Below are 13,081 nucleotides of genomic sequence, written 5' to 3' on the forward strand. Positions count from 1 at the left end.
GCGCTGTTCCCCCCCCCCCCCCCCCAGGGCCACGTAGGTGTCCGGGCGCAGCAGGTAGAAGGCGTTGCGCGCCAGCCCCGCGGCGGCATGGGCCGGGCGCCAGTCGAAGGTGCGCAACGGCACCTGGTGCGCGGTGCACCAGTCGCGCAGGGCGTCACTGGTGACGCCGTAGACATGCACCTGCCAGCCCAGGTACTCCAGGCTGTCGAAGTTGTCGTGTTCACCATCGCGCACCCAGGGCAGGCGGTCGCCGCCGTGCACCGGGCCGACGCCGCCGGCGCTCAGGGGCATGCCGCGGTAGTTCAGGGTGATCTGCGACACGGTACGGAAGAGAAACTCCCGGGCGCTGTCGAAGGCGGCGATCTTCGGCAGCAGCAGGGGCGCCAGGCGGGTGCGCGCCAGGTAGGCCACCGGGCCGTCGGCGGTGGCGAAGCTGAACACCCGGTCGGTGGTGGCCACCAGGCGCCGGGCGAACTCCATGCGTTCGGTGGCGTAGGTTTCCAGCAGGCGTTCGGCACTCTTGCCGCTCAGTACCGCTGCCAGTTTCCAGGCCAGGTTGATGGCGTCGCCGATCCCGGTGTTCATGCCCTGGCCGCCGGCCGGGCTATGCACGTGGGCGGCGTCCCCGAGGAGGAACACCCGGCCGGTGCGAAACTGCTCGGCCACCCGGTGATGCACCTTGTAGGTGGAGAACCAGTTGACCTGGGCCACCTCGACCTTGAGTTGGCGCATGGCGCGCTGGCTGACATCCTCGAAGCGCAGGTTCTCCGGGTGCTCGGCACGCTCGTCGCGCACCGTGCCGATCAGCCGTGCGCGGCCGCTCTGGGCCAGGGGGAACACCGCGAGAAAGTCGGCGTCGTCCAGGTCCACGTGCAACTGGCCGTCGATGCTCGGGCCGCTGGCCTGCACATCCGCGACGTAGAACACCTGCTGGTAGGTGCCGCCGGGAAAGCTGGTGCCCAGGGTCTTGCGCACCGTGGAGCGGGCGCCGTCGCAGCCGGCCAGGTAGAAGGCCTGGCAGTGTTCTTCGCGCCCGTCGGGGCCGCGCAGGCGGGCGTTGATCAGGTGGCCGTGGTCGGTGAAGGCCAGCAGCTCGGTGTTGCGTTCGACCTCCACCCCCTGCAGCGCCAGGCGTTCGATCAGCAGTTGCTCGTGTTCGTCCTGAGGAAAGATCTGCAGGAAGGGGTAGGGCGTCAGGTCTTCGCCGATGGCGTTGAACGGCAGGTGGGCGGCGCGCTCGCCCTTGACCCAGAGGTTCACCGCCGGCACATGGTGGCCGCGCTCGACGATGGCCCGGGTCAGGTCCAGCTGGCGGTACAGCTCAAGGGTTCGCGCCTGCACCGCCAGGGCCCGGGAGGTAGTGCCCGGGCCCGGGGTCTTGTCGATGATCCGCACCTTGACCCCCTGCCGGCGCAGCCAGAGCGCCAGGACCAGGCCGGTGGGGCCGGCGCCGATGATCAGTACGTCGCTGCAATTCATGGGCTTGCCCTCGGTAGACGATCAAGGTCATGCAGGCGGCTGCCGCCGGGCTCAGCGCTGGGCGAAGGCCAGGTTCAGGCCGAGCCCGGCGAAGCTTGCGGCAAAACTGCGGCGCAACCAGTTCTGCACCTGGGGCGATTCGATCACCGCGGTGCGGAACAGGTTGGCCAGCAGGCCATAGAGCACGAACACGAAGAAGGTCATGGCCATGAACACGCCGCTCAGGAGCAGCATCTGCGGGATCGGGTCGCTGCCGTCATGGGCGATGAACTGGGGCAGGAAGGCCAGGAAGAAGAGGGTCAGCTTGGGGTTGAGGATATTCAGCAGGCAGGCCTTGAGCATCAGCGCGCCGGGGCCATGGCTGACGGCGTTGCTGTCCACGGCGAAGGCCGAGCGGTCGCGCCAGGTGGCGTAGGCCAGGTACAGCAGGTAGGCGACGCCGGCGAACTTCAGGCCCTGGAAGGCCAGGGCGCTGGAGTGCAGGATGGCCGACAGGCCGAGGATCGAGGCCAGCAGGTGCGGGACAATCCCGGCGGTGCAGCCGATGGCGGTGAACAGGCTGGCGCGCTTGCCGGCCACCAGGGCGGTGGAAATGGTCAGGATCACGCCGCTGCCGGGAATCAGCACGACGATCAGGCTGGTGATCAGGAAGTCCAGGGTCAACATCCGGGCATCACTCCATTGAGGGCAGGCGCAGGTTCAGGGCTGGGCGCCACACCTAAGTCGGGGTCATCAAAATACACCCAGCCACACCGCCAATAGAAGGATTCTAGCCTGTAGCCGCTGCTGAGCCCGCGAAGCTGCACAAAGGTCCGCAGGACCTTGCCTGGCGATCTCCCGCCGATCGCGCAGAGGCCTCAGGGTCGCGGCGTCTGCTACGCAGCCTGCGGCAGCGGCTACGAGGGCCGCGGCGGGAACAGCGCTCGCATTCCTTGGTCGAACGCCCCAGCCGCTGCTTTACTTGCACGGCCCTCGCCCAGCCATCTCGCGGAGCCCCATGATTTCCTCTCGTCTTCTCAGTTGCTTCCTGGGCCTGTCGCTGCTGGCCGGTTGCGCCAGCCAGCGCGGCCCCCAGGCACCAACACTGACCCCCGAACAGACCCAGGCCCGGATCCTGCGCCTGCTGCCGGCCCAGGTGGCGGACCGCCCGGGCTGGGCCCGGGACATCCAGGTGGCCTTCAGCGCCCAGGGCCTTGAGCCGAGCCAGAGCAACCTGTGCGCAGTGCTGGCGGTGACCGAGCAGGAATCCACCTTCCAGGTCGACCCGACGGTGCCGGGCCTGGGGCGCATCGCCCGGCAAGAGATCGACCGCCGCGCGGCCAAGGTGCATGTGCCGGCGCTGCTGGTCAGTGCCGCCCTGCAAGTGCGCGGCCCGGACGGCCAGTCCTACAGCCAGCGCCTGGCCAGTGCCCGCAGCGAGAAGGAATTGAGTGCGATCTTCGATGACTTCATCGGCATGGTGCCCCTGGGCAAGACCCTGTTCGGCGGCTTCAACCCGGTGCACACCGGTGGGCCGATGCAGGTCAGCATCGAGTTCGCCCAGCAGCATGCCCAGGGCTATCCCTACCCGGTGCAGGACTCCATCCGTCATGAGGTCTTCAGCCGCCGCGGCGGCCTGTATTTCGGCATCGCCCACCTGTTGGGCTACCCGGTGGACTACCCGCAGCCGTTGTACCGTTTCGCCGATTTCAACGCCGGCTGGTACGCCAGCCGCAACGCGGCGTTCCAGAGCGCGGTGAGCCGGGCCAGCGGGATCAGGCTGGCGCTGGATGGCGACCTGATCCGCTACGGCTCGGTCATGCCCGGCAGCACCGAGCTGGCGGTGCGCACCCTGGGCAAGCAGCTGGGTCTGCGTAACCCGCAGATCCGCGCCCAGCTGGAGAAGGGCGACCGCCAGGACTTCGAAGAAACCGAGCTGTACCGTCAGGTGTTCGCCCTGGCCGATCGCGTGGCGGGCAAGCCCGTACCGCGCCAGCAACTGCCCGGCATCGAACTCAAGAGCCCGAAGATCACCCGCCAGCTGACCACCGCCTGGTTCGCCAAACGGGTGGACGAACGCTACCAGCGCTGCCTGCAACGCCCGCTGTAGGAGCTGGCGTGCCAGCGAAGGCGGCCGCCAGGGCGATGCAGGGCCTCTTCGCCGGCAAGCCGGCTTCCACAGGGGGCACTGTTGTGCGGGGCGCAGGTGCTTGCTTGTCAGGCCCGGGGCGGCGTGGCAGGATGCGCCATGAATTTTTCCCGGCTCGTCTCCCGCCCTCATCACTATCGACCTCATCTCCGGGGCCGTGGTCGCTTGTGCGCGTCGAGCCGTCAGTCATCGAGCAATCGCGATCACTGACCTTCGATGAAAAAAACCAAGGCGCCCCACAAGGCGCCTTTTTTATTGCCTGTCAAAAAACCAGAGGAATGACCCATGACCATGTTACGTGGCACTCGAATGATCACCGGCGAACAAGCCGCCACCCTGCGAACCCTGGAAGGACGCTTCCGGAGCTGGCTTCATCGAAGCGGGCGCTGAAGAAGTCATTGTCCCGGCGCTGTGGGGCCAGGACACCTTTATCGAGAAGGCCGGCGGCAGCGAAGTCATCGGCCAGATGTGGGCCTTCAACGACAAGGCCGGGCGGCCTTGCTGCCTGATCCCGGAAGCCACCGCGCTGTTCCAGGAAACCGCCGGCGAGCTGCTGGCGGGGCGCGAGCAGGCGGCCTTCTTCTACGTTGCCCGCTGCTATCGCTACGAGCGGCCGCAAGCCGGGCGCTACCGCGAGTTCACCCAGTTGGGCCTGGAGATTCTCGGCCCTGATCCGCAGCGCGCCCTGGAGCAGGCGCGGGCGCTGTGCGTGGGCTTTCTCGACGCCTTGGGCCTGGAATACCAGCTCAACCTCGGGGTCAAGCGCGGCCTGACCTACTACCTCAATGGCGAGGGTTTCGAAGTGCGCTGCCCGCGCCTGGGGGCGCAGCAGCAAGTGGTGGGGGCAGGCGCCTATCGCCAGGGTGCCGGCTTCGGCATTGGCCTGGAGCGCCTGCAACTGGCGCTGCAAGCCTGACCGCCTGCGTGCGGTAGGAGCTGGCTTGCCAGCGAAGGCGTTCGCCAGGGCGGTGCAAGGCTTGAGGGCCTCTTCGCCGGCAAGCCGGCTCCTACGGGGTGGGGCTGCGGGAGGTGCCTGCGTGCGGTAGGAGCTGGCTTGCCAGCGAAGGCGTTTGCCAGGGCGGTGCAAGGCTTGCGGGCCTCTTCGCCGGCAAGCCGGCTCCTACGGGGTGGGGCTCCGGGATGTGCCTGCTTGCTGTAGGAGCTGGCTTGCCAGCGAAGGCGTTCGCCAGGGCGGTGCAAGGCTTGCGGGCCTCTTCGCCGGCAAGCTGGCTCCTACGGGTGGGGTCAGGGGCGCCGGCGTACGAATTTGCGCCACAGCCAGACCCAGAGCAGCACCAGGGGGAAGGCCAGGATCACGAAGGGCAGCACATAGCTGCCTTTCTCCAGGGCCTCGGCGGTGCCGTCGGCCAGGTTGTCCAGCAGGTTGCTGAAGGCGCGCTTGAGGCTGGATTCGCGCTGGACGCCGTCGCTGGGCAGGAACTTCAGGGTCAGGAGGTTGGTGTCCAGGCGGCGTTGCTGGCCGGCGGCGGTCTGGGCCAGGGCCTGCAGGTCGTTCTCGATGCCGGCCTGTTCCCGGCTCAGGGCAATCAGGTCGCTGACGCTGATGTCCTTGCGCGCCGCCAGTTCGTCCAGGCGCTGCTGCTGGGCCTTGAGCCGCTGCTGCTGGCGCTGCACATCGGCCACGGCATCGGCCAGGTCTTCGGCGCTGGTGATGCGCTCGCCCAGTTCCGCGCCCTGGGAGGCCTGCTGGACGATGGGCTCCACACCGTCCGGGACTATTCGCAGCGTCACCTGGGCACGGTACTTGCCCTGTTCCAGGCGCAGGATATTGCACGGGCCGAACTGGGCCTTCTCGCAGGCTTCGCGGGTTTGCGCCAGGCGCGGACCGATCTGCGCGGCTGGCAGCGACAGGCTCAGTTCATGCTCATAGGCCAATTGCGCGCCGGCCTTGCCCTGGGCCCCGCCCAAGGCCACGGCGCTGCTGTTGTGGTCGCTGGGAGAGCAGGCGCTGAGGGCCAGGGCGCCGAACAGGGCCAGGGCCAGTCGACGGAATTTTGCAGGGTGATCGTCCTGATGCTGCATGGGGGCTCCTTGAGGGATGAATCGGCGACAGGGTCGCAGGTGCGCATCTTACCGTCGTTCGGGGAGAGACCACGATCCCGGCTTGGCTTATCGGCGACAATTTTCCTGGCTGATGCTGATAGGCGCGGCGCGGGTTCAGGACTACACCTGTGGCAGCCCGGGACGACGGTGTTTCGGCGCAGATCAAGGAGTGCGTCATGCGCGAGTCGGCTATCCCCCCAGGCTTTGCCCCCTTGCCCCGCAGCAGCCCGTTGCTGGAACTGATCGGCCCGGTCTACGGCTGCGGCAGTGGCAGCGAACTGCGCGTCGGCCTGCGGGCCGATGCCCGGCACGCCAACGGCCGGGGCACGGTGCATGGCGGCATCATCGCCACCCTGGCAGACATCGGCATGGGCTACGCCATGGCGTTTTCCAGCGATCCGCCCTTGCCGTTGATCACCGCCAGCATGACCCTCGACTACCTGGGGGCGGTGCAGGTCGGGGAATGGATCGAGGTGCACCTGGAGCATGCCAAGCGTGGCCGGCAGATGGCCTTTGCCACCGTGGTGCTGCGGGTCGGCGAACGGGAAGTGGCCCGGGCCAGCGGCGTCTTCGCCGTCCCAGCCGCAGCCCTGTAGCCGCTGCTGAGCCCGCGAAGCTGCGCAAAGGTCCGCAGGACCTTGCTTGGCGATCTCCCGCCGATCGCGCAGAGGCCCCAGGATCGCGGCGTCTGCTGCACAGCCTGCGGCAGCGGCTACAGCTGTTTCCAATCCAGGCCGAAACGCGCCAGGTATTTGCGCAGGCGGTCGGCGTCGTTGGGGTTGGCCTTGCCCAGGCGTGACACGCCGAACAGCCGGCGCCCCGCCTCCGACAGGCTGTCGGCGCGGCGGCACTCGGCAATCACTGCCTTGAGTTGCAGGCGGTCGAACAGGTCCAGCTCCACATCGTCGCCCAGCAGTTTCTGCAGTTCGTCCTCTTGGCTCTCCAGCCCCCAGGCGTGGCGCAGGCGCTGGATCTCTTCCTCGGCCTGGGCCTGGTCGATGCGCCCGCTGTCGGCCAGGGTGGCCATGCGGGTGATGGACGCCGACAGCTCGCGGAAGTTGCCCAGCCACGCCGCTTCGCTGGAGCTGGCAAAGGCCAGGTAGCGTCGCCGCGCTTCAAGGTTGAAGCGCACCAGCTGCCCTTGTTCCCGGGCGTGACGCTCCAGCTCGAAATCGATGTTCGGTTCGATGTCTTCGCGGCGCCCCGCCAGCCCCGGCAGGTTGAAGGTCCAGAGGTTGATCCGCGCATACAGGTCCTCGCGGAACAGGCCCTGGGCCACCCGGCCACGCAGGTCGCGGTGGGTGCCGGCGATGATCAGGAAATCGCTCTGCACCTCCTGGTCCGAACCCATGGGAAAGAAGCGCTTCTCCTCGATGGCCTTGAGCAGCATGGCCTGTTCGTCCAGCCCCAGTTCACCGATCTCGTCGAGAAACAGCATGCCGCCATCCGCCGCCCGCAGCAGGCCTTCGCGGGCATTCTGGGCGCCGGTGAAGGCGCCCTTGATATGGCCGAACAGTGCCGACATGGCCCCGTCCCCACGCAGGGTGGCGCAGTTGACCTCGACAAAGCGCCCCTGCACCTGGTGCCGGCCACGCTTGAGCTCATAGATGCGCCGGGCCAGGAACGACTTGCCGGCACCGGTGGGGCCGATCAGCAGCATCGGTGCCCTGGAGCGCACGGCAACCCGTTCGATCTGCTCGATGGAGCGGTTGAATGCCGGGTTGCGGGTGGCGATCCCGGACTTGAGGAAGGCCAGGCCTTCCAGGCGCTTGTGGGCAAAACGCGAGGCGATGCGGTCGTAGCGCGACAGGTCGAGGTCGATCAGGGCGTGGGTGCCGGTGGCGTGCTGGTCAGGGTCGCGGCGCCGCGCCGGCGAGGTCTGGATCAGCCGGGCAGGGAGGTAGCGCGCCTCGGTCAGCAGGAACCAGCAGATCTGCGCCACGTGGGTGCCGGTGGTGATGTGCACCAGGTAGTCCTCGCGCTCGGTGTCGAACGGGTAGGCGCTGGTGAAGTCGTGCAGGGCGCCGTACACCTCCTCGAAATCCCAGGGATTGTTCAGGCCCATGGGGTGCAGGCGCACCTCGGTTTCCGGCGACACCTGGCGCACGTCGTTGGCCACCCGTTCGGCCAGGCTGACATCCCGCGCGTCCAGGCCATGGATCAGCTCCAGGCGGTTGATCAGCACATCCTGCTGCTGGCTCAGACCGACCGTGGGCCGCCAATGGCTCCAGCGGTTGGCACCCTTGCCGACACGATCGAGGGTGGAACCGACAAAACCTATGGCGACCGTGGGCTTGTTCGACATGTTTATACCTGGAGATAAAAAACGATAAGCAAAGATATAAAATTATCGAGGCGTTTGTCTTGCCGGATACGTGATGAAAAAGTGATAAAAAATAAAAACCTTATAAATCAATGAGTTGAAAAATAATTTGTTGGAAAATCAAAACCTGGCACAGCGGCTGCAATATCTCTGGCAACGAACAAGACAACAGAGCGAGACGCCAAGATGGCCAACTTCCAGCTGTTCAACACCCAACAGGCAAAAGCGCCAGCGAGCACCACCCTGAACGCTTCCAAGGCCGGGGCCTATGCCTACAACGCCAAGCATCGCCTGGCCCAGCTGGCGGTTACCGGTTGCTTGAACTCGACCTTCTACACCTCGCCTGAAGGCCAGTTGGAAGCGGTGCTGCAACTGGTGAGCGAGCTGGACAGCCGCTTCGTCGCCCAGGCCGCCCGTTACGCTCGCCAGCAAGGCCATATGAAGGACATGCCGGCGCTGCTGCTGGCGGCGCTGACCGCGCAACGCTCGGCCCTGGTGCCGGAGCTGTTCGCCCAGGTGGTGGACAACGGCAAGATGCTGCGCAACTTCGTGCAGATCCTGCGCAGCGGCGTGACCGGGCGCAAATCCCTGGGGTCGCAGCCCAAGCGCCTGGTGCAGAGCTGGTTGAACAGCGCCACCGAGCGCCAGCTGTTGCAGGCCTCGATCGGCAACCAGCCGTCCCTGGCGGACGTGGTGAAGATGGTTCACCCCAAGCCAGGCGAGGCCTGGCGTGAAGCCTTCTTTGCCTGGTTGATCGGCAAGCCGGTGGATGTGCAGGCGCTGCCTGAGCTGACCCGGGACCTGCTGGCGTTTCGCAGCGGAGCGACCCGGGAAGTGCCCCAGGTGCCGTTCCAGTTGCTCGGCAACGAGACACTGAGCGCCGAACAATGGGCCGGGCAGGCCCGCAACATGGGCTGGCAGGGGCTGCGCATGAACCTCAATACCCTGGCGCGCCACGGCGCGTTCCAGGTGCCGGGTTGCACCGAGTACGTGGCGGCGCGGCTGGCGGATGCGGGGGAGGTGGCCAAGGCTCGGGTCTATCCGTACCAGTTGCTGGCGGCCTACCGCATGGCCGGTGACGAGGTGCCGCAGCCGGTCCGCGAGGCGCTGCAGGATGCCCTGGAACTGTCCCTGGCCAACGTCCCGGCGCTGGCGGGCAACGTGGTGGTCTGCCCGGATGTCTCGGGCTCGATGCACAGCCCGGTCACTGGCTATCGCCAGGGCGCCACCACCGCGGTGCGCTGCATCGATGTGGCGGCACTGGTGGCGGCCGCGGTGTTGCGCAAGCAGCCGGCGGCGCGGGTCATGCCGTTCGAGCGTGGGGTGGTGAACATCCACCTCAACCCGCGGGACAGCGTGATGAGCAATGCGCAGAAGCTGGCGAACATCGGCGGAGGGGGGACCAACTGCTCGGCGCCCCTGGCACAGCTGGCCAATGCCAAGAGCCGCGTGGACACGCTGATCCTGGTCTCGGACAACGAGTCGTGGATCGATGCGCGGCGCCACGGCGCCACGGAAACGATGCGCCAGTGGGAGCGGATCCGGGCCATCAACCCGCAGGCGAAGCTGGTGTGCATCGACATGCAGCCCGGGGCCACGACCCAGGCACCGGACCGCGAGGACATCCTCAACGTCGGCGGCTTCAGTGACGCGGTGTTCGATGTGATCGAGCAGTTCACTGCGGGCAATTACGGTGCGCAGCACTGGGTAAAGGCGATCGAGGCGATGTAACGCTGATCGGTAGAGGATGAAACACACCGTGCGCCGGCCAGCCGGCGCACACCACAGATTTTTTGCTCATTGGCCCTGAATGCCGCTGTGACTACATCCAAAGGCGTCTCAGCAACTCTTGTCAGGGCCGGTGACGGCACGAATGCCAGTGGCTGTACATATTGGTCAAGCCGGTTCGAATCCGGCGATCAGTCACTTCTTTTGTCGTGCCACCTTTTTTGCAGTTTTTGCGACGAATGCTGATGGAACTACATCCAAGGTTCGAGATGCGGGTTCGATTCCCGCCGGTGCCGGAAAACGGCGCCGTGGTTCAATGGTCAGAACGCGAGTGCACCGTTTCATCGACTCCTTGTCGTCGCCTCTTTTCCCCCCGCCTCGGCGGGATGGCAGCGAATGCCACGGGTACTACATCGTGTCGCGGGTTCGAACCCCGCCAGCCGCAAGGCTGTAGCTCAGTCGGTAGAGCAAATGTGCCTGTTCCCTTGTCGCTGCCCGCAGGCCCGGCCTGCACCGATTGACCCGGCGAATGCCGGTGGAACTACAGGACAGCGTGGTCGCGGGTTCGAGTCCCGTTCACCGCAAGGTGTTAGCTCAGAGGCAGAGCGCGCTGCATGTTTCACCTCCACTTGTCGCCGTTTGCACCGAACACCGCAATTTCGTAGGAGCTGGCTTGCCAGCGAAGAGACCCCTGAGATCGTCTTCTGCGACCCGGCTCCTGCGCACCCTATTGAACAAGGCCGAATCAGCGGCCACAGGAAAAAGAGTCAACGACATGGAACACAAGACCTACCAACTGCTGGAAGTCGCCAACGGCAAGCCGATCAAGATGTGGACCCAGGGCGTGCCGGTGGAAAACGAAGCCCGCCAGCAATTGATGAACACCGCGAAGATGCCGTTCATCTTCAAGCACCTGGCGGTGATGCCCGACGTGCACCTGGGTAAGGGTTCGACCATCGGTAGTGTGATCCCCACGGTGGGCGCGATCATCCCGGCTGCGGTCGGGGTGGATATCGGCTGCGGAATGATCGCCGCCCGTACTTCGCTGACCGCCTCCGACCTGCCGGATAACCTGGCCGGATTGCGTAGCGCCATCGAGGCGGCGGTGCCTCACGGTCGTACCTCGCCCCGTAGCGGTCGCGATAAGGGCGCCTGGGGCGACGTGCCGAATCAGGCCGACCAGGCCTGGGCTGCGCTGCACCCACGTTTCAAGGCGATCACCGATAAGTACCCGGCCCTGGCCAACAGCAACAACCGCAAGCACCTGGGAACCCTCGGCGGGGGTAACCACTTCATCGAGGTCTGCCTGGATGAGGCCAACCGGGTCTGGTTCATGCTCCACAGCGGTTCCCGTGGCGTAGGTAACGCCATCGGCAACCTGTTCATTCACCTGGCCCAGGCCGATATGCGCCAGCACATCGCCAACCTGCCGGACCGCGACCTGGCCTATTTCGAGGAAGGCAGCCAGCACTTCAACGATTACGTGGAAGCGGTGGCCTGGGCCCAGGATTTCGCCCGGCAGAACCGTGAGCTGATGATGCAACTGGTGATCCAGGCCACCCGCAAGGTGATCAGCAAGCCCTTCGAGGTGGCGCTGGAGGCAGTCAACTGCCACCACAACTACGTGCAGAAGGAGCGCCACTTCGGTGAAGAGGTGCTGGTGACCCGCAAGGGGGCGGTGTCGGCGAAGAAGGGCGAGCTGGGGATCATTCCGGGTTCGATGGGGGCCAAGAGCTTCATTGTCCGCGGATTGGGTAACGAGGAGGCGTTCTGCTCCTGCAGCCACGGCGCGGGGCGTACCATGAGCCGCACCAAGGCCAAGAACACCTTCACCCTGGCCGACCAGATCCGCGCGACCGCCCATGTGGAGTGCCGTAAGGACGAAGCGGTGATCGATGAAATCCCGATGGCCTACAAGGACATCGACCAAGTGATGCACGCCCAGCGCGAGCTGGTGGAAGTGCTGCACACCCTGCGTCAGGTGGTGTGCGTTAAGGGGTAGGGCAATGGACGACATGGATGCATTGATAGCAACCCCGCCCGGCTGGCAGTACCAGCTGAGCGACTACGAAGCCCGCCGCGTGCGGGAGGTGATGGACGAGTTGGACAGGCACAGCGCCTGGCTGGAGCTGAGCCGCTTCGGCAACGGTTTCGTGCGTCAGGCCGCGGTGCGCGGCCTGGCCGCGCAGCCTTCGGCAGAGGCCCTGGTGGCTTTGCTGGAGCGCCTCAACGACTGGGTGCCCCAGGTTCGCCAGGAGGCCGCCGCGGCGGTCGAGGCCTATTGGGTGCCGGAGCATGCCGGGCTGCTGTTGCAGACCCTGGCACCGCTGCTGGCCCTGGCGGGCAAGCAGCGCGCTGACCACGGCGCGACCCTGGAGCGGGCCAGCGCCGTGTTGCAACTGGCCCAGGTGCGCGACCAGGTGCAAGGGGCCTTTGGCGCTTGCCGGGGCAAGGCTGCGCGCTTTGTCTTCGAGCTGTTGCTCAAGGGCGTCGAGGACCGACCGGCGCTGCTGGCCATGGCCCTGCGCCACCCGGAGGTCAGCGTGCGGCAGATGGCGGTGGATGCCTGCGCCGAACTGCCCGATGAGCAGGCGCTGCCCTTGCTGGAAGAGGTGATGCGAAGCTGCGGCGCCAGTGTGCGGGTCAAGGCCCTGCGGCTGTTGCTGTCGCGCCTGGCCGATTGTCGCGAGTATCTGGCGCAGGCCCTGCTCGACCCTTCGGGGGCCTTGCGTTGCCTGGCCCACTGGGCCGCGCCGCGCCATGGGCTGGACCCGCGGGCAGTGCTGCTGGCCCGCTTGCAGCAGCCGGCCCCGGGCAACAAGCGCCAGTGGCTGGGGCTACTGGGGGTGGTCAGGGAGCTGCAGGAGCCACAGGCCGATGCCATGGTGCGCCAGGCCCTGGCTTCGCCGGCGCTGAGCGTGCGCCTGCAGGCCCTGCAAACCCTGGGTGAACGTGGCATGGCCGAGCAACTGGCGGCCCTGGACGATGCCTCGGACAAGGTCTTCGACTGCGCCCTGGGCCTGTTGCGCCAGCAGCCGTGGGCGGTATTCGACGAGGCCCTGGAGCAGCGTCTGGACCAGCATTGGCACGATCTGCCCAAGGCGCGACGCTGGGCCATGCTGGCCCTCAAACCGGGCTGGCGTCAGTTGGAGTACCTGCTGTGGCGCCTGGGGCAGGGCGGCAGTGACGCCGCCTATTGGCGCGAGGCCCTGGCGCGCTGGTGCGACAGCCGCTACGGGATGTTCGACCCGGTGACCCCCAAGCCCCTGCGCGAGGCCATGGTGCAACGCTTGCAGGCGATGGAAGCCGCCGGGGAATTACCCGCCGGTTCGGTCCAGCGGCTGTTGTGAGGAAAGGAG

General features: G+C 66.6%; 10 protein-coding genes. 6 read left to right on the top strand and 4 right to left on the bottom strand.

All coding sequences use genetic code 11. The features are described from left to right. Together AC1RMG_RS01610 and AC1RMG_RS01615 are read right to left on the bottom strand one after the other, a co-directional pair. A partial coding sequence (locus AC1RMG_RS01610; protein ID WP_493168103.1) for an FAD-dependent oxidoreductase occupies positions 1–1,479 on the bottom strand: 1,479 nt, incomplete at its 3' end. Positions 1,480–1,530: 51 nt separating this feature from the next. Continuing rightward, positions 1,531–2,145 (bottom strand): LysE family translocator, encoded by a 615-nt coding sequence (locus tag AC1RMG_RS01615; protein WP_011060595.1) that lies wholly within the window; start codon positions 2,143–2,145, stop codon positions 1,531–1,533. Positions 2,146–2,476: 331 nt separating this feature from the next. Here AC1RMG_RS01615 and AC1RMG_RS01620 point away from each other — a divergent pair, with 331 nt between their 5' ends. After that, positions 2,477–3,568 (top strand): DUF1615 domain-containing protein, encoded by a 1,092-nt coding sequence (locus tag AC1RMG_RS01620; RefSeq protein ID WP_220224136.1) that lies wholly within the window; start codon positions 2,477–2,479, stop codon positions 3,566–3,568. Positions 3,569–3,980: 412 nt separating this feature from the next. Then, on the top strand, positions 3,981–4,523 hold the full coding sequence (locus AC1RMG_RS01625) for an ATP phosphoribosyltransferase regulatory subunit (protein ID WP_041117318.1): 543 nt from the start codon (positions 3,981–3,983) through the stop codon (positions 4,521–4,523). A 329-nt stretch (positions 4,524–4,852) separates the two neighbouring features. On the opposite strand, the gene AC1RMG_RS01630 is transcribed toward AC1RMG_RS01625, so the two are convergent. Beyond that, positions 4,853–5,650: a DUF4349 domain-containing protein gene (locus AC1RMG_RS01630; RefSeq protein WP_041117320.1), complete on the bottom strand. Its 798-nt coding sequence runs from the start codon at positions 5,648–5,650 to the stop codon at positions 4,853–4,855. Positions 5,651–5,847: 197 nt separating this feature from the next. Here AC1RMG_RS01630 and AC1RMG_RS01635 point away from each other — a divergent pair, with 197 nt between their 5' ends. Next, complete coding sequence (locus tag AC1RMG_RS01635; RefSeq protein WP_325985849.1) at positions 5,848–6,267, top strand: PaaI family thioesterase; 420 nt, start codon at positions 5,848–5,850, stop codon at positions 6,265–6,267. Positions 6,268–6,383: 116 nt separating this feature from the next. On the opposite strand, the gene rtcR is transcribed toward AC1RMG_RS01635, so the two are convergent. Next, positions 6,384–7,976 (bottom strand): RNA repair transcriptional activator RtcR, encoded by a 1,593-nt coding sequence (rtcR, locus tag AC1RMG_RS01640; RefSeq protein WP_493168106.1) that lies wholly within the window; start codon positions 7,974–7,976, stop codon positions 6,384–6,386. 204 nt (positions 7,977–8,180) lie between these two features. On the opposite strand from rtcR, the gene AC1RMG_RS01645 reads away from it, so the two are divergent. From AC1RMG_RS01645 to AC1RMG_RS01655, 3 genes are all read left to right on the top strand, one after another. Then, complete coding sequence (locus tag AC1RMG_RS01645) at positions 8,181–9,725, top strand: RNA-binding protein (RefSeq protein ID WP_493168108.1); 1,545 nt, start codon at positions 8,181–8,183, stop codon at positions 9,723–9,725. 772 nt (positions 9,726–10,497) lie between these two features. Next, positions 10,498–11,724 (top strand): RtcB family protein, encoded by a 1,227-nt coding sequence (locus AC1RMG_RS01650; protein WP_011060602.1) that lies wholly within the window; start codon positions 10,498–10,500, stop codon positions 11,722–11,724. A gap of 4 nt (positions 11,725–11,728) precedes the next feature. Further along, entirely contained in the window at positions 11,729–13,072 is a 1,344-nt protein-coding gene (locus AC1RMG_RS01655; protein WP_493168110.1) for a PBS lyase, read from the top strand. Positions 13,073–13,081: the final 9 nt, after the last annotated feature.

The organism is Pseudomonas sp. GW822-FHT04H02 (assembly GCF_058800645.1).